The sequence below is a fragment of the Rhodobium gokarnense genome (assembly GCF_025961475.1).
In the GTDB taxonomy this organism is placed as follows: domain Bacteria; phylum Pseudomonadota; class Alphaproteobacteria; order Rhizobiales; family Rhodobiaceae; genus Rhodobium; species Rhodobium gokarnense.
Genome location: NZ_JAOQNS010000001.1, coordinates 1 through 21,464, shown reverse-complemented (window position 1 = coordinate 21,464; position 21,464 = coordinate 1). Strand labels below are relative to the sequence as shown.

Genomic DNA, 21,464 nt, shown 5'->3' with positions numbered 1-21,464 from the left:
TTTTGAGATGAAAGTCGACGGCACCCATTACCGCACGATCTGGCTCAACGACGACGGCTGGAGCGTCGGCATCATCGACCAGACCCGCCTGCCCCACGTCTTCACCACCGTGGACCTGAAAACCCTCGACGATGCCGCCCGCGCCATTCGCGACATGTGGGTGCGCGGTGCGCCGCTGATCGGGGCGACCGCCGCCTACGGCATCGCCCTGGCGCTGCGCGACGACGCCTCCGACACGGCGCTCGCCACCGCGACCGATGTGCTGCTTGCGACCCGCCCGACGGCCATCAATTTGCGCTGGGCGCTGGAGGAGATGGAAAAGGTGCTCTCGCCGCTCGACCCCACCGAGCGCGTCGCCGCCGCCTACAAGAGGGCTGCGGAAATCTGCGACGAGGACGTGGAGATCAACGCCGCCATCGGCAGGGCAGGCCTGGCGCTGATCGAGGCAATCGCGGCCAAGAAGCCGGAAGGTGAGGCCGTCAACGTCCTCACCCACTGCAACGCCGGCTGGCTCGCCACCGTCGACTGGGGCACGGCGACGGCCCCCATCTACATGGCCCACAATGCCGGCATCCCGGTCCATGTCTGGGTCGACGAGACAAGGCCGCGCAACCAGGGCGCCTCGCTGACGGCCTGGGAGCTCGGCCACCACGGCGTGCCGCACACCGTCATCGTCGACAATGCCGGCGGCCACCTGATGCAGCACGGCAAGGTCGACCTCGTCATCACCGGCACCGACCGCACCACGGCGACCGGCGACGTCTGCAACAAAATCGGCACCTATCTGAAGGCGCTCGCCGCCGCCGACAACGGCATCCCCTTCTATGTCGGCCTGCCCTCGCCGACCATCGACTTCCGGGTCGAGGACGGGGTTTCGGAGATTCCCATCGAGGAGCGGGCGATGGAAGAGGTCTCGCGCCTCACCGGCCGCACCGACGCCGGCGAGATCGCGACGATCACCATCCTGCCGGACGGCTCGCCGGCGGCCAATCCCGCCTTCGACGTCACCCCCGCCCGCCTCGTCGCCGGCCTGATCACGGAGCGCGGCATCGTCGATGCCAACAGGGAGGCGATCGCCAGGGCGTTCCCGGAGCGGGTCGAGATCTCGTGAGGGTCGCGGCTTTCTGGATTGCTTCGCTCCGCTCGCAATGACGATTTTCTCAATAATTTCAAAGTCATTGCGAGGGTCCGAAGGACGGGGAGCGGCGCGTGACGCGAACCTGAAAAGGCCGACGCGGTAATCCATACGGCGTTGGAAGCTAAGTACAGGCGCCTACCCGCTCTTCCCCGGCAGTATCACCGGGATATGGCCGGCCGCGTCGCGGCGGAGGACGCCGGTGAGGCGGGGGTCGTCGACCACCTCGATGGAGCGCCGGAACGGCCGGAAGCCGGAGCGGATGTAGAAGGGCAGCGCCGCCGGATGGTCGAGCGTGCAGGTGTGCACCCAGAGCCGGCGCGGGCCGGTCGACCAGGCGATTTCCAGCGCCTTCGTCATCATCCAACGCCCGGCGCCCTTGCCGACGAATCCGTCACTCAGCCCGAAAAAGGCAAGCTCCACGTCCGGCGCCCGGCGCCGGTCGAGTTCCACGATCCCCTCCGCCCGGCCGTCCGCCATCAGCGCATAGACCTCGATGTCCGGATGATCGAGGATGGCGGCGAGCGCATCGTCGGGAAGTTCCAGCCGGGAAAACCACAGCCAGTCCTCGCCGATGCGCCGGTAGAGCTCCCGGTACCAGCCGATATCCGGCGCTCCCGACGGCCAGTCCATGAGGACGAGGGCGAGGTCGTCCCGGCCGGGCGCATCGCGCGGCTCCGGCGGTGCCGTCATTTCCAGCGAGGTGACGATGGAGGCGACCTTGCCGGCTGGCAGGTCGGTCATGCCGTTGAGGTCCAGATAGGTCATGCTGTTGCCGGATTCCGGGACGTGTTTTTTTCCTCGATAGCCGATCGCCGCGGCGGCGCCAACCACCCCCGCGACCATTCAAGCCTTGCGATAGGCGCGCGGGCAAGCGAGACTCGTCCGGCCAGTCCCGGCCGCGCCTGTCGGCGTCGGGACAAGACAACGACAAGATCCGAAGGGACGTCCGACCAACGATGCCGCAACAGCTTATCCTTACCGTCATTGCCCGCGACCGCCCCGGCGTCGTGGAGGCCGTCGCCGAAGCCGTCTCCTTTTCCGACGGCAACTGGATCGACAGCGCCATGTCGCGGCTCGGCGGCGAATTCGCCGGCATCGTGCGCATCCAGGTCCCGGACGACCATGTGGAAGGCCTGACGCGGGCGCTCTGCGACCTCGCCGGCGAGGGCATTTCGGTGACCTGGCGCCAGGCCGAGACCGGCGACGCCACCACCGGCAAGGCCGCCCACCTCGCCGTCACCGGCCAGGATCACGCCGGCATCGTGCGCGACGTCAGCCGCATCCTCGCCTCGAACGGCGTCAGCGTGGAGGATCTCAGGACCGAAGTCTTTTCCGGTTCCATGAGCGGCGAGGCGATGTTCTCCGCCGATGCGGAGGTGATCCTGCCCGACGGCCTCGACGTCGACGATCTGCGCGACGCGCTGGAGCGGATCGCCCACGACATCATGGTCGACATCGACCTGAAGGAGCTGGACGGTCAATCCAGCTAGGCGCCGCGAGCCCGGCAACGGTCCGCTTGCAGGCGGACCAGACGACACACGCCCGTCATCGCGAGGGTCCGAAGGACGGGGAGCGGCGCATGTGCACGTGCCGTTGCGTTAAATAAGATCGTCATCGCGAGGAGCCGTAGGCGACGCGGCGATCCAGAGCAACTTGCTCGGAGCGTATGGCCACTGGATTGCCGCACTCGCTTCGCTCGTTCGCAATGACGACGAGCCGATCTGTGCACCATGCGCTCTAGATGCTCGCCACCGTCTTCAGCCGCGCCCGCGGGTGGATCTCGCTCTGGCTCATCACCGTGGTGTGCGAGCGGAAGCGTTCCACGATGGAGCGCACGAAGGGGCGGATCGGCGGCGAAGTCAGGAGCACCGGCACCTCGCCCATGCGCGCCGCCTCCTCGAAGGCATCGCGCACGGCGACGACGAATTCCTGCAGCTTGGAGGGCGCCATGGCGAGCTGGCGGTTGTCGCCCTCGCCGACCAGCGCCTCGCCGAATTCCTGCTCCCATTTCGGCGACAGGGCGATCAGCGGCAGGTAGCCGCCCGGGGCCAGGTACTGGGCGCAGATCTGCCGGGCAAGGCGCGTGCGCACATGTTCCGCGATCGATTGCGGCGAGCGCGTGAAGCCGGTCGCCTCGGCAATACCTTCCAGGATCGACGGCAGGTCGCGGATCGACACCCGCTCGGCGAGCAGCGCCTGCAGCACCCGCTGGATGCCGGAGACGGTGATCTGGCCGGGCACGATGTCCTCCACCAGCTTGCCCTGCTCCTTCGGCAGTTCGGACAGCAGTTTCTGGACGTCGGCATAGGACAGGAGGTCGGAGACGTTGGCCCTGAGGGTCTCCGTCAGGTGGGTCGACATCACCGTCGAAGGATCGACCACCGTATAGCCCTTGATCGAGGCCTCCTCGCGCAACGACGCCTCGATCCAGGTCGCCGGCAGTCCGAAGGTCGGCTCGGTGGTGTGGGCGCCCGGCAGGTCGATCTGCTTGCCCATCGGGTCCATCGCCATATAAAGGTTCGGATAGACGATGCCGCGCCCGGCCTCCACCTCCTTGATCTTGATGATGTAGTCGTTGGCCTCGATCTGGACGTTGTCGAGGATGCGCACCGGCGGCATGACGACGCCGAGCTCGGCCGCGAGCTGGCGCCGCAGCGCCTTGATCTGGTCGGTCAGCCGGTCCGGCCCGTCCGCCTTGTTGATCAGCGGCAACAGGCCGTAGCCGAGCTCGATCCGAAGATCGTCCATCTTCAGGACTTCGCTGATCGGCGGCTCGGCCGGTTCCGCCGGCGCCTGGGCCTTGGCCTCCGCGACCACCTTTTCCGCTTCCTGCACCCGGTTCTTGCGGTCCGACACATAGGCCATGTAGCCGGCCCCTGCGGCGAGCGTCAGGAACGGGATCACCGGCATGCCCGGCAGCGCCGCCATTACCACCATGACGAAGGAGGAGACGCCGAGCGCCTTCGGATAGCCGGAGAGCTGGGCGACCAGCGCCTTGTCGGCGGCGCCCGTCACGCCCGCCTTGGAGACCAGCATGCCGGCGGCCGTGGAGACGATCAGCGCCGGGATCTGGCTGACGAGGCCGTCGCCGACCGTCAGCAGCGTATAGGCCTGGCTGGCGTCGGCAAGCGACAGGTCCTGCTGCGCAACGCCAATGATGATACCGCCGACGATGTTGATGAAGGTGATGAGGAGGCCGGCGATGGCGTCGCCGCGCACGAATTTGGAGGCGCCGTCCATGGCGCCGAAGAAGGCCGATTCGTCCTCCAGGTTCTTGCGCCGCTCGCGCGCCTGGCCCTCGTCGATGAGACCGGCGGAAAGGTCTGCATCGATCGCCATCTGCTTGCCGGGCATGGCATCGAGGGTGAAGCGCGCCGCGACCTCGGCGATGCGCCCCGAACCCTTGGTGATGACGATGAAATTGACGATCACCAGGATGGCGAAGACGATCATGCCGATGACGAAATTGCCGCGCATGACGAAGCTGCCGAAGGCCTGGATGACCGAGCCGGCGGCGTCGGTCCCCTCGTGGCCGTTGGCAAGGATCAGCCGCGTCGAGGCAAGGTTCAGCGCCAGCCGCAGCATCGTCGCGATCAGCAGTACCGTGGGAAAGGCGGAGAACTCCAGCGGCGTCTGGATGAACAGCGCGGTCATCAGGATGAGGACCGAGAAGATGATCGAGATGGCCAGGAACACGTCCAGCATCATTGCCGGCATCGGCAGGATGAGGAGGACGAGGATGGTCATCACGCCGGCGGCGAGCAGGAGGTCGCCGCGCCTCAGCGTATCGATGATGCGCGACAGAGTGATCATGCCGGCGCTCGGGCCGGCGGCCCTGGGCTTGCCGACCTCGCCGGAAGCGGACGGTTGCGCCGGCGCCTGTGCCGAAACGTCGCCTGCCGTCACATCGGTCATCTGAAAGCTTCTCCGGTCACCTGAAGCCGGCCGGGCGCACTCCTGGCGCCAACGGTCGCTAGGCAGAATTTGCCTAGCGTATGGTTACCGGGGAGTTAACGAAGGGGGATTGCGGCACGATTTGATCGACCGGACCGCTCAGGCGCCGTAAGCGCGGGCCTCGCCCGGCGGCGGCACGTCGACGCCCTCGTCGCTGTACTGGTTCAGCTTGTTGCGCAGCGTGCGGATCGAGATGCCGAGGATCTTGGCCGCATGGGTGCGATTCCCCAGGCAGTGGTCGAGGGTGTCGAGGATCAGCGTGCGCTCCACATCCGCCACGGTCTGGCCGACCAGGGTCCGGGTCACCGCCTCCGCGGTCATCGCCGCATGCTCGGCCGGGCCGCGGGCCACCGTTTCGATGCGGCTGCCGTCCGGCATCAGGATGGCGTCGGCGTCGATCTCCTCGCCGCGGGCAAGCAGCACCGCCCGGTGCATGGTGTTTTCCAGCTCGCGCACATTGCCGTGCCAGCGCGCCGCGCAAAGCTGGCGGCGGGCCTCGGCCGCGATCGGGCGCACCGGAACGCCGTTCGCCTCGGAATATTTGCGCACGAAGAACTGCGCCAGCTCAAGGATGTCCTCCGGCCGCTCGCGCAGGGCCGGAAGCTTCAAATTGACGACGTTGAGCCGGTAGAGCAGGTCCTCGCGGAACGTTCCCTCGCGCACGGCATCGGCGAGATTGCGGTTGGAGGTGGCAATGACCCGGATATCGACGGGCACCGGCCGCGAGCCGCCGACCCGGTCGATGACCCGCTCCTGCAGGGCGCGCAGCAGTTTCGCCTGCAGCCGCGCATCCATTTCGGAGATCTCGTCGAGCAGCAGCGTGCCGCCGTCGGCCTCCTCGAACTTGCCGACGCGCCGGGCGACGGCACCGGTGAAGGCGCCCTTCTCGTGGCCGAACAGCTCCGATTCCAGGAGATTCTCCGGGATCGCCGCGCAGTTGACGGAGATGAACGGCTTCTTGGCGCGCCCCGACTTGCGGTGGACGTGGCGGGCGAGCACCTCTTTGCCGGTGCCGCTTTCGCCGGTGATCAGGATCGAGGCGTCGGACGGCGCCACCTGGTCGGCAAGCTGCACCACCCGCGCCATCGCCTGGTCGCGGAAGATCATGTCCGCGGCGTCCTCGGCGACGGCAGCCAGCACCGCGGCGATCAGTTCCGGATCCGGCGGCAGCGGCACATATTCCTTGGCGCCGGCGCGGATCGCCTCGACCGCGGCGCGCGCATTGCTTTCCACGCCGCAGGCCACCACCGGCACGTGGATGCGCTCCTGCTCCAGCTTCTCGATCAGCCCGCCGATGTCGAGCGCCACGTCGACCATCAGAAGGTCCGCGCCGCTCGACCGAAGCACCTTCAGCGCCACCGCGGTGTCGTCGGCATGGGTGACGGTCGCGCCGCCGTCGATGGCGATCTTGGTGGCCATCGTCAACTGGCCGTTCAGGGACCCAATGATGAGGAGTCGCATCGTTCTTCTCCGAAAACCGCCGCGTTCAGCGGTCGGTCTTGATGATCTCGGTCATCGTCACGCCGAGCTTTTCGTCCACCAGCACCACTTCGCCGCGGGCGACGAGCCGGTCGTTGACATAGATGTCGATGGCCTCGCCGACCTTGCGGTCGAGCTCCAGGACCGTGCCCGAGGACATCTTCAGAAGGTCGGCCACCGGCATGCGGGAATGGCCGAGCACGGCCGAGACCCGGACCGGCACGTCGAACACGGCCTCAAGGTCCGACGCCGTCTTCGACTGCGGCTCATCATCGTCCTCGCTGAGGACGCGGTAGCCGGCCTCCGACATTTCCTTAAGGGCCATCGGGTCGGCGCCTTCCAGGCCGTCCTGCTCCGCGGTTTCGGTCTTGCCGCCCGGGATGTCGTCGTCGTCGCTCATTTATCCGTCTCCGTCGCCGCTGCGGCCTGCGCCGCGGGGTCGGCTTCTGCGCCGCCGTCGCGGGCCTTGAAATAGCTCTCGATCGCCGCGTCGATCTCCGCCTCGATGGCCGCCCGGTCGCGGACGATGCCGCCGTCGGCCCATTCGATGCGGCAGTCGCCGCGGGCAAGGTCCGGCTCGCCGAGGACGACGAGGCGCCCGAGGAAGCCGCGCTCATGGGCAATGCGGTCAACCTCGGCCTTGATCGCATCGGCATCGTTCTCCTCGACGCGCACGACGATGTGCGGCGCCTGGCGCAGCGGCCCGAGGCAGTCCTCGATCAGCGCCGCGATCTCGCCGGTCGGCTCGCGCGCGATCAGGTGGTCGACGAGCTTGCCGGCGATCTGGCGGGCAAGATCGGCCGCCTCGCGCTCGATGCGCACCCGGTCGGCGTCGAGGGCACCGAGGATGCCTTGCGCCGCCGATACCAGCCGGCCGGCCTCATCGGCCATGCGCTTGCGCGCCTTGGCGGTCATTTCCTCCATGCCGTCGGCGCGCCCGCGCGCATAGCCGCGCTTTTCGGCTGCCGCCAGCGCGCCGAGATGGTCGGCGAGCGGCGCGTCTCCGGTCTCCTCGAAGACCTCCTCGGCGACGGGTTCCGGTTCCGCCGGGGCGGCGAAATCCGTGTCGAACAGGAAACGTGCCGGGGCTCCCATCTTTTTCTTTCGTCCTGTCGAGGTCGCCTTAGTAGACAAGCTCGTCCTCGCCCTTGTTCTTGGTGATCATGATCTCGCCGCTGGCGGCCAGATCCTTGGCGACGGCGACCATGCCGGCCTGCGCATCGTCGACGTCGCGCAGCCGCACCGGTCCCATCGCGTCCATGTCGTCCTTCATCATCTTCGCCGCGCGCTGCGACATGTTGGAGAAGAAGAACTCGCGCACCGACTCGTTGGCGCCCTTCAGCGCCGTCGCCAGCCGGTCCTTGTCGACCTGGCGCAGCAGGGTCTGGACGCTGCCGGCATCGAGCTTCGACAGATCGTCGAAGGTGAACATCAGGTTCTTGATGTGCTCGGCCGCCTCGCGGTTGTTCTCTTCCAGCGCCGTCATGAACCGCGCCTCGGTCTGCCGGTCGAAACTGTTGAAGATGTCGGCCATCAGCTCGTGGGCATCGCGCCGGCTGGTGGTCGACAGGTTCGACATGAACTCGACCCGGAGCGTCTGCTCGACCTTGTCGAGGATCTCCTTCTGCACCGACTCCATGCGCAGCATGCGGGTGACGACTTCGAGCGCGAACTCGTCCGGCAGAATCGCCAGCACCCGCGCGGCGTGCTCGGAACGGATCTTGGACAGCACCACGGCGACGGTCTGCGGGTATTCGTTCTTCAGGTAGTTGGCGAGCACGTTCTCCTGCACGTTGGAGAGCTTTTCCCACATGTTGCGACCGGCCGGACCGCGGATTTCCTCCATGATCGTCGCCACCTTGTCGGCCGGCAGCACCGACTGCAGGATCCGTTCGGTGGAATCGAAGTTGCCGAGCAGCGCGCCCTTGGCCGACAGCTTGGTGACGAAGTCCTTGAACAGCTTGTCGAGCATGATCGGCGAGATCGGGCCGAGCTTGGCCATGGCGATGGAGATCTGCTTGACCTCCATCTCGTCGAGCGACTTCCAGATCGGCGCGCCATGCTCGTGGCCGAGCGCGAGCAGCAGCACGGCCGCCCGCTCCGCGCCCTTCAGTTCGCGTTCTTCCTGATCCTCCTGGATCTGCAGTTGCTGGATCTGCTGGGCCGGATTCATCTCAAGACACTCATGCCGGGGCTTCGTTGAGCCAGGTGCGGACGATCGAGACCGCCTCGTTCGGGTAGTTCTCGATCAGGCCGCCGACGCGCTCGATGGAGTTGGCGTGGTTCTCGCCCTCCGCCTGGGCGTCGTTGAACCAGTCGGCGAAATTCTCTTCCTCCTGCGGCGCCGGCAGGGCGGGCGTGCCGTCGGCGTTGAGCTGCAGTACTTCGCCGTTCGGCCCGGTCAGCACCTCGACCTCTTCCTTTTCCGGCTCGACGATCTTGCGGACCAGCGGCCGGACGATGAAGAGCAGCGTCAGCAGCGACAAGAGGACGATCACGCCGAGTTCGGAGAAATAGAAGATGTCGCGCTTGGTGAAGTCGAACAGGCCCTCTTCGGCGCCGTCGAGGGGAAGCTGCGAGGGCGCGGAGGCAAAGCGCAGATTGACGACCTCGACCTGGTCACCGCGCTCATCGTCGAACCCGACGGCCGAGCGCACCAGCGCCGCGATGCGTTCCAGGTCATCGGCCGAGCGCGGCGCGTAGTCGAGCGTGCCGCCCTCCTGCGGGGTGTAGATGCCGTCGACAAGGACGGCGACCGAAATGCGCTTGATGCGGCCGGCCTCGACCACCTCGGTGCGCTCGGTCTTGGAGATTTCGTAGTTGGTGATCTCTTCGCTGGTGCTGGACGCCTCGCGCGGCAGGTTGTCATCGCCGTTTGCATTCTGGTCGGCGTTCGGAATCTGGTTGCCGGCGGTGACGCCCTTCTGCTCGTTGCGCACGGTCGAGTTCTCCTCGCGCGACTGCGAGGAGCGCACCACCTGGCCTTCCGGATCGAATTTCTGCTCGGTCTGGGTGATGCGGTTGAAGTCGAGTTCGGCGGCGACCTGCACCCGGGCCCGGCCGGAGCCGACGATTTCCGACACGATGCCCTCGATGCGCTCGCGCAGACGGCGCTCATAGGCGACGGTGCGCTCCTGCAGGTGGGTCGCCAGCAGCCCCTGGGCATCCTCCTCCGTGCCGCTGGCGAGCAGGCGGCCGGTCTCGTCGACGATCGACACGTTGGACGGCTTCAGGCCTTCCACGGCGGTGGCGACGAGGTGCTGGATGGCGGCGATATGGCTGCGGTCGAGGGTGCCGCGCACGCGCACGACGATCGAGGCCGACGGCTCCTCCTTGTCGCGCTGGAAGAGCTGGCGCTCCGGCAGCACCAGGTGGACGCGGGCGGCCGAAATGCGGTTGATCGACTTGATGGTACGGGCCAGCTCGCCTTCCAGCGCCCGCAAATGGTTGATCGACTGCACGAAGCTGGTGGTGCCGAGGGTGTCGGTCTTGTCGAAGATCTCGTAGCCGATATTGCCGCCGCTCGGCAGGCCCTGCTCGGCGAGGCGCATGCGCACCTGAAGCTGCGTGCCCTCCGGCACCAGGACGACGGCGCCGTCGTTGCGCAGCTCGTACTCCACGGCCGTCGCCTCGAGCTGGCGGACGATGGCAGTGGTGTCGGCGAAGGAAAGGTCGGTGTAGAGCGGCACCATCTGGGGGGTCGACAGCCGCGTCATGACGATGGCGAAGAAACCGACCAGGATCGCCGCCACCGCGCCCATGGCGCCGAGGCGTGCCGGTCCGAGCGCTTTCAGGAAATCAACGACCCCATTCACGACTGATATCAACCCTACCGAGGCTCAAGGGCCAGTCCACCCGGACGGATGAGGGTTTGGGACGAGGACGTCCGACCGGGCGGATCTGGTAGGCAAGAATTTCCGGGTTGTCGGTAAATAAGGCGTTAACACCTCCCGGCCGGACGGGGATTTCTTCGCAGCCTGCGACGGTTGCCGTTGCGGATTGCGAATTCGGGGGGCCGCTTCTGCCGCCGCCGGTTAACCCTTGCAATGTGCGGTATTCGGCGCTTCACGGCGTTTTCGCCGCGCGCGCGAGGCCGCGGCATTCGGTTAACCGTGCGGCAAAACGTAAAGGAAAAACGAGAAATGGCCGGCTCAAGGGCCGGCCATTCAAAATGGTCATGTCGGTCGTTTCGAGAAAACGCCGCGGGTCAGTTGCGATACTGCTGTATCCGCGTTGCCCGCAAGCCGGCGAGACCATGACGGTCGATGGAATTCTGCCATGACAGCAGCTCCTCGATCGTCAAGGTGTAGCGCTGGCACGCTTCCTCAAGGGATAGGAGACCACCACGCACCGCAGCGACCACTTCCGCCTTGCGGCGGATCACCCATCGTTTGGTATCGACGGGCGGCAGATCGGCGATGGTCAGAGGACTTCCATCCGGACCAATGACGTATTTAACTCGCGGTCGCACTCGATCGGTCATCGTACTCTCACACTTTACCCTGACCTTCGACGACCGAGCATAGGCCCCGGCTTTTAAAATTTGCCTAAGAGCGCAGCAACAAATCGGTAAGAATTGCCGGGACTTGGCAACCTCTTTATTCACTTTATATCGCCGCCCCCTCCAGCCGCCGCGACCGGGACGCCGTGCGGCCGGCCGAACCCGCGAAAACCCATGCGAAAATGCACCCCCGGAAATGATCCTTCCGGGAGTGCAAAAGATGCCATGACAAGTGGACCGACGCAGGCCTGCCGCCGTCAGGAGGCGTCGCGGATGGCCGTGACGTTGCCGACCGGGACCTTGATGTCGCCGATCTTGAGGACCGCCTCGCCGCCGCTCATGTCGACCTCGTCGACGACGCCGGTGAGCGCGGTCGACACCGTGACGGCGTTGCCGGCGGCGTCCTCCGCCTCGATGTTGATGGTGTACTCGCCGTCCTCGACGGTCCGCCCGCTGGTCGTCTGGCCGTTCCAGACGAACGCGCCGCCGCCCTGCTCCAGGCTCACCTGATCGGTATAGACCGCAGCGCCGGCGGAGTTGGTGATGGTCACGGTCGCCGTCGCCGCCGTCTTGACGTCATAGGTCCACGCCGCCGATCCGTCGCGCAGCACCGTGGTCTCGCCGGTCGCCTCGATCGTCTTGCCGATATAGCTGACCAGCGCACTGGTGCTGGAGGCGGAGATGCCGCTGATGATGTTTTCCAGGTGCTCGTTGGTCTTGATCTGCTGCTCGACCGACGAGTACTGGGTGAGCTGCTCGGCGAACTTGTCGGCGTCCATCGGTTCCAGCGGATTCTGGTTCTGGAGCTGCACCGTCAGGAGCTCCAGGAACATCTCGTAATTGTCGGCAAGGGAGGTCGCATCCTTCGTCGCCTGGGACGTCGACGCCGAGGACCTCGATGCCAGATTGGCCACCGAGGAGGTGGCGCCTGAGGGATCGATGCTCATGGTGCTTTCCTGTCTCTAGATGCGGACGTCGAGGCGCCCGTTATGGGCGGCCCGCATGGTGTAGGTCGCCACCGGGCGTTCCGCGGCGTCGATCTCGTCCATGCTGTCACCACCAAAGAATGACGGCTCGCCGTCCCCGTCCTGCGACGCGGTCTGGCTGCCATTGTCGGAACTCAGCGAGAACTCCAGACCGCCCTCGGCCGTCTTGATGCCCTGCTGTTCCAGCGAGCGTTCCAGCGCCCGCGGATCGCGCATGAACATGTCGAGCGTCTCGGAGCGTTCCACGAAGAGGTGGGCGCGCACGATGCCGTCGTCGCCGACCCGAAGCCGGACATCGACCCGGCCGAGCTCCGGCGGATCGAGGCGGATCTCGAACCGCGTCTCGCCCTGGCGGGCGAACTTGGCGATCTCCACCGCAGCGCTCGAGGCGGCCGTTGCCGCCTGCGCCGCGACCTGAGGGGTCTGCACCACCTGCTGGGCGGTTGCCGCGGCAGAAACGCCCGTCGGCGTCAGGATGAAATTGTTGGGCGTATCGGGCATTGCCATTGCGGCAGGCGCCGCGGCGACCGGAGCGGCGGCTGCCTGGCCGATGGTCTGCGACAGGAGTGCGGACGCCGACGTCTGGGCGTTGGCGCCGGCCGTTGCCGAGGCCGCGGCCTTGCTCCCGCCCTCCTTGCCCGCCAGGTGGCCGAAGAGCTTGGCAAGGTTCGCATCGCCCTCGCCATCGCCGTCGGCCGCCGGCTCGGAGCCGAAGAGGCTCGCCGGCCTGGCATCCGCCGCCTTGGCCGCGTCGTCGGTCGCGGTATTCGGATGTTGCGCGCCCGCCTGCGTACCCTTCGCGTTCGGCTCCGCGGCCGCCTGCTGAGGCCCGGCAGCGCCCTTCGTTGCAGCAGCAGACGCCGCTTCCGCCGCGCCCCTGGCGGCAGCGGGCTCGCCGGCTCCGGCACCGGTCAGGAGCCGCTGCAGCAGCGCATCTTGTTCGGCAAGGCCGGCGATCACCGCGCCGACCGGATCGTCGCTCGACTGGGCGATGAGATTGGCAAGCTCGGTGCCGTCGGCAAGCGTCCTGTCGCCGAGGAGCGCGTTGATCTCCTGAAGAATCTCTTCCGCGCTGCGCGTCGCACCGGAGCCGTTCGCGGCCTGCAGTTCCAGAAGCAGGTCGGCGAGGTGCTCGATATCGTCCGGATCGGTGAGCAGCGGCTCGCCGTCCTCGGTCTTGGCCTCGGTCAGCTTGGTGACCAGTTCCTCGCGCGAGGTCGTGGTGCCGTCCTCGTTGGTGGCGGCGTCCTCAAGTGCAGCGGTGTCCTCGGTTTCCAGCGTGTCAGGCGTGTCCGCCGCGGCATCGGCCGCCGGCTCGCTTTCGACCCTGGGCTCGGCCGGCTTCGTCGACGGCTGCCGCTCGCTCCGTGCCCGGTCCGCCGGCGCTGCGGCCTTGCTGCGCTCCGGGGCAGCGCTGTCCCGCGGCGGCTCCGACGGCCGCTGCGCCTCGCGCGGCTCCGGCCGATCGAGCATGCGCCCGAACGTATCCTCGCCGCCACGGTTTCTCTTCACCAGGACCATCGGATCGCTGGTGCGGACGGAATCGGACGTGAACCCAATGTCGAACAAGGCGGCAACTCCATAAGAAGGCCATGACAACCCGACACCCGTATTGCAAGCCCGGGGCCAACTGCGCGGCGCTAGCAACGGGTTGAAATCGCAGCGCATTTTCTCTAGACCGTCGGCGACAGGGCGGCGCCGATGGGGCAAGCCCTGCCGGGTCGGCAAAAGCTGCCCCTCACGACGGCGCAAAGAGAGCGGCAGGCGGCGGCCGGCGGCGGTTGCGTCCCGACAATGGCTTTTTGGGCAAAAGCGCCTAACTATAGGGCAGCCCGGCACGCGCCTGCCGGGCCGGAGCGCGGCCTGACGGGCAAACGCGCCTTGGAACGAACGGTTTGGATATGCTGGAATCTCTCGATCTCCCCGGACGCCCCGGGGACAACCGGGTCGTCGTCGCCATGTCTGGCGGCGTCGATTCCTCCGTTGCCGCCGGGCTCCTGAAGCGCGCCGGCTACGACGTCGTCGGCATCACCCTGCAGCTCTACGACCACGGCGCGGCGACCCACAGGAAGGGCGCCTGCTGCGCCGGCCAGGATATCCACGACGCCCGCCGCGTCGCCGAGCACCTCGACATCCCGCACTATGTGCTCGACTACGAGGACCGCTTCCGCGAGGCCGTCATCGACACCTTTGCCGAGAGCTACATCGCCGGCGAGACGCCGGTGCCCTGCGTCGCCTGCAACCAGACCGTGAAATTCCACGACCTGCTCGACACCGCGCGCGACCTCGGCGCCGCGGCGCTCGCCACCGGCCACTATGTGAGGAGCCGCAAGACCGGCGACCGCCGCTCCCTCTACCGGCCCGTCGACGACGACCGCGACCAGAGCTATTTCCTGTTCGCCACCACGCGCGAGCAGCTCGATTTCCTGCGCTTTCCGCTTGGCGACATGACCAAGGCGGAGACCCGCGAGATCGCCCGCGAGCTCGGCCTTGCGATCTCCGACAAGCCGGACAGCCAGGACATCTGCTTCGTGCCGTCCGGAAAATATTCCGACGTCATCGAGCGCCTGAAGCCCGGCGCGGCGGAGCCCGGCGACATCGTCCATGTGGACGGCCGCGTGCTCGGCCGGCACGACGGCATCATCCACTACACGATCGGCCAGCGCCGCGGCATCGGCGTCGCCACCGGCGAGCCGCTCTATGTGGTGCGCCTCGACGCCGACCACGGCCGCGTCGTCGTCGGCCCGCGCGAGATCCTGGCCACCCGCCGGCTCGCCCTTCGCGACGTCAACTGGATCGGCGACGGAACGCTCGTCGACCTGCCGCCCGAGGGCACCGAGATCTTTGCCCGCGTGCGCTCCACCCGCCCGCCGAAGCCAGCGATCCTGTCCTATTGCGACGGCACCGTCGTCGTCGATCTCATGGACAGCGAGCTCGGCGTCGCGCCGGGTCAGGCCTGCGTCTTCTACGACGCGCCGGAAGGCCCCGCCCGCATCCTCGGTGGCGGCTGGATCGACCGGGTGGCGACGGAGAGCGAGATGGCGAAGGCCGGAATGCCGCTGGCCGGCACCGCCGAGGGCTCTCTCGCCCGTTCCGGCTGACCCGCCCGCCGCCAAGGCCCTGGCCGCAATGGCCGTTCGGCAACAGTCAGGCGAAAAACCGTTGCCCACTTCGCCGAAGCCCGCGATTCCGGGAACGGGGCGGTGCCGCCTTTATTTGATCGAAACCCATTCCGTGCTAGGAGCGGACGACATCAGGAATTGGGGCTCGGACAGGTACATGCGACGGATTTCTCTCACCGGTATCGTTTTCAGCGCAGCGCTCATCGGCGCCGCCCCGGCCCTCGCCCAGGACGCGGACACCTACGCCGCGCCCACCCCTTATGGCGCTGCGACATCGAGCCAGGACGACCTGGTGCTGGAACTGGGCATCGGCGGTCTCGTTTCGCCGCGCTTCGAGGGCTCGGAGGAATACACCTTCAGCCCCTATCCGATCATCAAGCTGGAATACATCCGCATCCCCGGCCTCTACGAGACCAGCCGCGAAAAATCCGCGATCTATTTCCGCCCGTCCTTCCGCTATCTCGGCGAGCGCGACCCGTCTGACGAGCGCATCCTGCGCGGCCTGAAGCATGTCGACTGGGCGCTGGAAGCCGGCTTCGCCGTCGGTTACGAGGCGGAGTATTTCGACGCCTTCGTCGCCGTGCGCCGCGGCTTCGGCGGCCATGAGGGCTGGATCGCCGATCTCGGCGTCGACGGCATCTACCGCCCGGACAACGCCTGGACCTTCAAGCTCGGCCCGCGCCTATCGCTGGCGAGCGAAGACTACATGGACACCTATTTCAAGGTCTCCCGGCGCGAATCCATCCGCTCCGGCTACCGGACCTACGACCCAGACGCCGGCATCAAGAGCGCCGGCCTTGCCGCCACCGCCGAATACAAGCTGACTGACGAGACCACGCTCTACGGCCGCGCCTCCTGGGACCGCCTGGTCTCCGACGCGGGTGACTCGCCGATCGTCAAGGCGGGCGATCAAAACATGTTCGGCGTCGGCATCGGCATTTCCTACCGCTTCGGCCTCGACCTCTACGACTGATCGCCGGCGCCTGCCCCGGCCGACGACACCCGGATTGCGCCCCGAAGGCGGCAATGACGGGGTGGACTGAGCCGTTTCTTCCGCCAGAATGGTCGCCGAGCCCCTTTTCAGGAATCGGTCCGGCGCGGCGGTGAGATGAGCCAGGATGAGAGCCATTCGGCGGGAGAGGATGGCGCGGCAACGCGCGTCGGCTTCCTGTTGAGCGACGATTTTCCGCTCGTCACCTTTTCCGCCGCCGTCGAGCCCTACCGCGCCGCCAACGAGGTGGTCGGCGCGGAGCGCTACCGCTGGCGGATCATGACCGAGGACGGCAATCCCGTCCGTTCCTCCTCCGGCATCGAGGTCAGCCCAGACACCGACTTCCGCGAGCCCGCCGATGACCAGGACGGAGCCGGCTTCGACATGGTCTTCGTCGTCGGCAGCCCGGACTTTCCGTTGAAGAACGAGGCCCAGGTGCTCGCCCGCCTGCGCTTTCTCGCCAGCCGCGGCGTCATGCTCGGCGCCATCACCGGCGGCATCTTCCTCTTGGCCCGCGCCGGCCTCCTCGACGGCTACCGCTGCGCCGTCCACTGGTATTTCGCCTCGTCCTTCCGCGAGAGCTTCCCGAAGGTCGTCGCCACCAACCGCCTTTTCGAGATCGACCGCAACCGCTGCACCTGTTCCGGCGGCACCGCCTCCCTCGACATGATGCTGACGATGATGTCGGACGCCCTCGGCCGCTCCGTCGCCAACGAGATTTCCGGCTGGTTCCTGCACAACCGCATCCGCGACGTCCATGACGAGCAGAGCATCGGCGCCATGGGCGAACTCAGCGTCAGCTCCGCCGTCGTCACCCGGGCCGTCGAGGTCTTCAAGGCGAATCTGGAAACGCCCATCCAGATCGCCGCGGTCGCCCAAAAGGTCGGCGTCACGGTTCGCCAGCTGAAGCGCCTTTTCAAGGACCACCTGCAGATCTCGCCGTCCCGCTATTTCCGCCAGGAGCGGCTGAAGCGCGCCCGCGAGCTGCTGCTCTATACCAACATGCCGGTCTCGGAGATCTCGCTCGCCGCCGGCTTTTCCTCGCACTCCCATTTCACCCGCTGCTACCGCATGCAGTACGGCCGCTCGCCCTATGCCGACCAGAAGGCGCTCAGGCGCTGACCGCGACTCGACCTCTGCCGCGGATCGACGGCAGGATGTGTCGCAAATACGCTAACGACCGGTGGTCGCACCGATAGAGTTCGCCAAAGGCCCGGAAAAAACAAAGCCAGCGAGGAACGCCCGATGAAGTCCCATGCCAAGGCAGTCGTGATCGGCGGCGGCGTCGTCGGCTGTTCTGTCCTCTATCACCTGACCAAGTTCGGCTGGACCGACGTGGTGCTTCTGGAGCGCTCGCAGCTCACCTCCGGCTCCACCTGGCACGCCGCCGGCGGCATGCACACCATCAACGGCGATCCGAACGTCGCCAAGCTGCAGCAATATACGATCCGGCTCTACAAGGAGATCGAGGAGCTTTCGGGCCAGGACATCGGCCTGCACATGACCGGCGGCATCATGCTGGCCGCCACCAATGAGCGCTTCGACTGGCTGAAAGGCATTCTCGCCAAGGGCCGCTATCTGGGCCTTGAGGCCGAGTTGGTGACGCCATCGGAAGCCGCCGCGCTGATGCCGCTGATCGATCCCTCGCAGTTCGTCGGCGGGCTCTACGATCCGGTCGAGGGTCATCTCGATCCCTCCGGCACCACCCACGCCTACGCCAAGGCCGCACGCAGGAACGGCGCGGAAATCCACATCGAGACCCGCGTCGAAGACCTCGTCCAGAAGCCCGACGGCACCTGGCGGGTGATCACCGACAAGGGCGAGATCGTTGCCGAACACGTCGTCAATGCCGGCGGGCTCTGGGCCCGCGAGGTCGGCCGCATGGTCGGGCTGGAACTCCCGCTGCTCGCCATGGAACACATGTATCTCCTGACCGACGACATGCCCGAGGTCGCCGCCCACAACGCGGCGACGGGCAGGGAAATGCTCCACGCGGTCGATTTCGACGGCGAGCTGTACCTGCGCCAGGAGCGCAAGGGCATGCTGATGGGCACCTACGAGAAGGCCTGCGTGCCCTGGTCGGAGATCGACACCCCCTGGGATTTCGGCCACGAACTGCTCGCCCCGGATCTCGACCGCATCGCCCCGTCCCTGGAGGTCGGGTTCCGCCACTTCCCGGCATTCCAGAACGCCGGCATCAAGCAGATCATCAACGGCCCCTTCACCTTCGCGCCCGACGGCAACCCGCTGGTCGGCCCGGTCGCGGGCCTGCCCGGCTACTGGTGCGCCTGCGCGGTCATGGCCGGCTTCAGCCAGGGCGGCGGCGTCGGCCTCGCCCTCGCCAACTGGATGATCGAGGGCGATCCCGGCTTCGACGTCTTTGCCATGGACGTTGCCCGCTACGGCAACTGGGCGACGCTTGCCTACACCAACGCCAGGGTGCGCGAGAACTATTCGCGGCGGTTTTCCATCCGCTACCCGAACGAGGAACTGCCGGCAGCGCGGCCCTTAAAAACCACCCCGATCTACGACCTGATGGTCGCGAAAGGCGCCCAGATGGGCGCCTCCTGGGGCCTGGAACAGCCGCTCTGGTTCGCGCCGGAAGGCGTCACCGACAGCTTCTCCTGGCGCCGCTCCACCGATTTCGAGCATGTCGGGGCGGAGGCCCGCGCCGTCCGCGATTCCGCCGGGATGATGGAGATTTCCGGCTTTGCCAAATACACGGTCGAAGGCTTCGGCGCCCGCGACTGGCTCGACAAGATGCTCGCCGGGCGCATCCCGGCCGAGGGCCGCATGGCGCTCGCGCCGATGCTGAAGGAAGACGGCAAGCTGATCGGCGACTTCACCCTCGCCAATCTCGGCGCCGAGCGCTACTTCCTCGCCGGCTCGGGGATTGCCGAGGAATACCACATGCGCTGGTTCGAGGCGCACCTGCCCGACGACGGCTCGGTCACCGTCGTCCCCCACGGCGTCGGCATCACCGGCCTTGCCGTCGCCGGCCCGAAATCGCGCGAGGTCCTGCAAGGGCTGACCCGCACGGACCTCTCTCCAAGCGCCTTCAAGTTCATGGACATCGCCGAGGCAGAGATCGGCATGGCGCCGGTGATCCTCGGCCGCATCAGCTACACCGGCGACCTCGGCTACGAGATCTGGTGCGCGCCGGAATATCTCCGCTATTTGTTCCAGACCATCCTGGAAGCCGGGGAACCGCACGGCCTGAAACTCTTCGGCCTGCGCGCCCTCAACGCACTCCGTCTGGAAAAGGGCTACGGCTCCTGGGCCCGGGATTACCGACCGGTCTACGGGCCGCTCGAAGCCGGCCTCGAGCGCTTCGTCGCGCTGAAAAAGGAAGCCGACTTCATCGGCAAGGAAGCAGCAACCCGCGAAAAGGAGAGCGGCGAAACGCTGCGCCTTCGCACCTTCATCGTCGAGGCGAACGACGCCGACGTCATCGGCGACGAGCCGATCTGGTTCCAGGGTGAGGTGAAAGGCTGGGTGACATCGGGCGGCTTCGCCCATGCGTCCGGCGTCTCCGTCGCCATGGGTTATGTGCCGAAGGAGATCGCAGACGAGGACGCCGGCTGGGAGATTGAGCTCCTCGGCGAGCGGCTGACGGCACGGCTGCAACCGCGGCCGCTGTTCGATCCGGACGGGGAACGGATGCGGGGGTGAGCGGGCCGAGCAGAGATCGGTCTGAGTTAGGGAACCATAGCGGTCACTCCACCCTCTCCCGTCATCCCGGGCGGAGCGAAGCGCAGACCCGGGATCCATTGCCCCTATCAACACTGTAGCCCGTTGCCAATACCGGTCCGGCCGAAGTCAAGGCCTAGTCCGAATCGACATTCAGCGGAGCCAGATGGCGATTGCCGCAAGGTAGGCAAATCCCTCGAAGTGGCTTTTTCGCCTGTCGTAGCGGGTAGCGAAACGACGGAAGTGCTTGAGCCGATTGAAGCAGCGTTCGATGCGATTGCGGTGGCGATAGGCTTCCGCATCGTGGGGAATGATGACCTTGCGTGAGCGGTTCGAGGGAATGACTGCCTCGGCCCTCATGGCAGCGATCCTTCCGCGCAAGACATTGCTGTCATAGGCTTTATCAGCAAGAACGGCGGAGGCGGACTGTCCTTCCAGCAGGGCTGCGGCCTGGGTGCAGTCGCCGACCTGTTCGGCGGTGACGATGAACCGTACCGGGCGGCCGAGCGTATCGGCCAGCATATGGATCTTGGTGGTCAGTCCGCCTCGGGAACGCCCCAGCGCCTGATCCTTTGCCCCCCTTTTCCGCTCGCCGCCTGCTGGTGAGCACGGACGATGGTGCTGTCGATCATCAGATATTGGTTGTCCCGGTCGGCGGCCAGGACCTCGAACACCCGCTCCCACACGCCAGCGTGGCACCAGCGACTGAAGCGTCGATGCACCGTCTTCCATTTGCCGTAGCGCTCCGGCAGGTCGCACCAATGCGCGCCGGATCGCAGCACCCACAGACAACCGTTGACGAACAAGCGGTTATCGCTCCCCGTCCGCCCTGGATCGCCGGACTTGCCCGGCAAAAGCGCCGAAATTCGTTCCCACTGCGCTTCGTTCAGTTCGTACCGCTTGATCCCCATCGCTCGCTCCGCAGACAAAATGCGGAACCTTATGAATCACGACAACAGCGCCATGGGAATCCTGAATGTCGATCCGCCCTAGTCCGAACCATCCCCGGCATACCGTGTGGAAAGGGGCAATAGGCCCCGGGTCAAGCCCGGGGTGACGACGGAGTGTTGAGCGTGCGGGAGTGCTTTCAATTGAGTGTGGGGGCTACCGCCAACGCCCGATGGATTGCCGCGTCGGCCTATCGGCCTCCTCGCAATGAGATTGAAGGTAAAAGAGAATCCGTCATTGCTGTGCGAGTTCAGATATTCGGTGATGGGATCGCGGAAAGGAGCGACCCATGCGCGACAACAGCTATGACCGGACGATCGAACGGAACTATGTTCAGAAGTGGCGTTTCCTGATCAGGGAATATGAGGAGGTGAAGGCCGGCCGGTCGTCGGACTTTGCCACGGTGGGGGCCTTCTACCGCCACCACGGCACCTGCTCGCAGACCTTCCGCAAATATTACAATCGCTACCTGCAGGAGGGCGGTGCCGATGCGGCGCTGATGCCGTGCCGTCGCGGGCCCAAATGGAAGGGGCGCCGGCTGCCGGCCGAGGTCGCCGAGCTGGCGCTGGCCGAGCGACGGCGGGGGCTGAACCGCTACGAGATCTGTGCTGTACTGGCCGAACGCAAGCTGCCGGTGCCGTCGCCCTCGACCATC

At 66.6% G+C, this 21,464-nt stretch carries 18 protein-coding genes; 7 read left to right on the top strand and 11 right to left on the bottom strand.

Annotated features, from left to right (window positions below; genetic code table 11):
* Positions 1-7: 7 nt before the first annotated feature.
* Positions 8-1,111, top strand: a complete 1,104-nt coding sequence (gene mtnA, locus M2319_RS00090) for an S-methyl-5-thioribose-1-phosphate isomerase (RefSeq protein ID WP_264599392.1) — start codon at positions 8-10, stop codon at positions 1,109-1,111.
* 162 nt (positions 1,112-1,273) lie between these two features.
* Here the strand turns inward: mtnA and M2319_RS00085 are convergent, their stop codons facing one another.
* Entirely contained in the window at positions 1,274-1,903 is a 630-nt protein-coding gene (locus M2319_RS00085; RefSeq protein WP_264599391.1) for a GNAT family N-acetyltransferase, read from the bottom strand.
* 191 nt (positions 1,904-2,094) lie between these two features.
* On the opposite strand from M2319_RS00085, the gene M2319_RS00080 reads away from it, so the two are divergent.
* The gene (locus tag M2319_RS00080) at positions 2,095-2,628 is read left to right on the top strand and encodes a glycine cleavage system protein R (RefSeq protein WP_264599390.1); all 534 of its coding nucleotides are present in this window, start codon (positions 2,095-2,097) and stop codon (positions 2,626-2,628) included.
* A 247-nt stretch (positions 2,629-2,875) separates the two neighbouring features.
* Here the strand turns inward: M2319_RS00080 and flhA are convergent, their stop codons facing one another.
* The 9 genes from flhA to M2319_RS00035 all read right to left on the bottom strand — a co-directional run bounded on the left by flhA (position 2,876) and on the right by M2319_RS00035 (position 13,627).
* Positions 2,876-5,053 carry a flagellar biosynthesis protein FlhA gene (flhA, locus tag M2319_RS00075; RefSeq protein WP_406682054.1) on the bottom strand — a complete coding sequence of 726 codons (2,178 nt, stop codon included), beginning with the start codon at positions 5,051-5,053 and terminating at the stop codon, positions 2,876-2,878.
* 138 nt (positions 5,054-5,191) lie between these two features.
* Positions 5,192-6,553, bottom strand: coding sequence for a sigma-54-dependent transcriptional regulator FlbD (gene flbD, locus M2319_RS00070; RefSeq protein WP_264599389.1), 1,362 nt, complete (start codon positions 6,551-6,553; stop codon positions 5,192-5,194).
* A 25-nt stretch (positions 6,554-6,578) separates the two neighbouring features.
* The gene (gene fliN, locus M2319_RS00065; protein WP_264599919.1) at positions 6,579-6,881 is read right to left on the bottom strand and encodes a flagellar motor switch protein FliN; all 303 of its coding nucleotides are present in this window, start codon (positions 6,879-6,881) and stop codon (positions 6,579-6,581) included.
* Positions 6,882-6,967: 86 nt separating this feature from the next.
* On the bottom strand, positions 6,968-7,666 hold the full coding sequence (locus M2319_RS00060) for a FliH/SctL family protein (RefSeq protein WP_264599388.1): 699 nt from the start codon (positions 7,664-7,666) through the stop codon (positions 6,968-6,970).
* Positions 7,667-7,694: 28 nt separating this feature from the next.
* On the bottom strand, positions 7,695-8,744 hold the full coding sequence (fliG, locus tag M2319_RS00055; protein WP_264599387.1) for a flagellar motor switch protein FliG: 1,050 nt from the start codon (positions 8,742-8,744) through the stop codon (positions 7,695-7,697).
* 10 nt (positions 8,745-8,754) lie between these two features.
* The gene (fliF, locus tag M2319_RS00050) at positions 8,755-10,386 is read right to left on the bottom strand and encodes a flagellar basal-body MS-ring/collar protein FliF (RefSeq protein WP_264599386.1); all 1,632 of its coding nucleotides are present in this window, start codon (positions 10,384-10,386) and stop codon (positions 8,755-8,757) included.
* A gap of 392 nt (positions 10,387-10,778) precedes the next feature.
* Positions 10,779-11,054 (bottom strand): CtrA inhibitor SciP, encoded by a 276-nt coding sequence (sciP, locus tag M2319_RS00045; RefSeq protein WP_111432259.1) that lies wholly within the window; start codon positions 11,052-11,054, stop codon positions 10,779-10,781.
* A gap of 275 nt (positions 11,055-11,329) precedes the next feature.
* Entirely contained in the window at positions 11,330-12,019 is a 690-nt protein-coding gene (locus M2319_RS00040) for a flagellar hook assembly protein FlgD (RefSeq protein ID WP_264599385.1), read from the bottom strand.
* Between the two features lie 15 nt (positions 12,020-12,034).
* Positions 12,035-13,627: a flagellar hook-length control protein FliK gene (locus M2319_RS00035; protein WP_264599384.1), complete on the bottom strand. Its 1,593-nt coding sequence runs from the start codon at positions 13,625-13,627 to the stop codon at positions 12,035-12,037.
* Between the two features lie 332 nt (positions 13,628-13,959).
* Between M2319_RS00035 and mnmA the strand changes: the two genes are divergently transcribed.
* The 4 genes from mnmA to M2319_RS00015 all read left to right on the top strand — a co-directional run bounded on the left by mnmA (position 13,960) and on the right by M2319_RS00015 (position 19,843).
* On the top strand, positions 13,960-15,159 hold the full coding sequence (gene mnmA, locus M2319_RS00030; protein WP_264599383.1) for a tRNA 2-thiouridine(34) synthase MnmA: 1,200 nt from the start codon (positions 13,960-13,962) through the stop codon (positions 15,157-15,159).
* 178 nt (positions 15,160-15,337) lie between these two features.
* Entirely contained in the window at positions 15,338-16,153 is an 816-nt protein-coding gene (locus M2319_RS00025) for a MipA/OmpV family protein (RefSeq protein ID WP_264599382.1), read from the top strand.
* A gap of 135 nt (positions 16,154-16,288) precedes the next feature.
* The gene (locus M2319_RS00020; RefSeq protein WP_264599381.1) at positions 16,289-17,293 is read left to right on the top strand and encodes a GlxA family transcriptional regulator; all 1,005 of its coding nucleotides are present in this window, start codon (positions 16,289-16,291) and stop codon (positions 17,291-17,293) included.
* A gap of 123 nt (positions 17,294-17,416) precedes the next feature.
* Positions 17,417-19,843, top strand: coding sequence for a GcvT family protein (locus M2319_RS00015; protein ID WP_264599380.1), 2,427 nt, complete (start codon positions 17,417-17,419; stop codon positions 19,841-19,843).
* Positions 19,844-20,014: 171 nt separating this feature from the next.
* Here M2319_RS00015 and M2319_RS00010 read toward each other — a convergent pair.
* Positions 20,015-20,772, bottom strand: a protein-coding gene (locus tag M2319_RS00010) for an IS5 family transposase (protein WP_264599379.1) whose coding sequence is annotated in 2 segments (ribosomal slippage) — positions 20,015-20,448 and positions 20,448-20,772 — 759 coding nt in all. Because the reading frame shifts where the segments join, the coding sequence is not laid out codon by codon here.
* Between the two features lie 326 nt (positions 20,773-21,098).
* Between M2319_RS00010 and M2319_RS00005 the strand changes: the two genes are divergently transcribed.
* Positions 21,099-21,464, top strand: a 366-nt coding sequence (locus M2319_RS00005; protein ID WP_264599378.1) for a helix-turn-helix domain-containing protein, incomplete at its 3' end; no start/stop codon positions are given.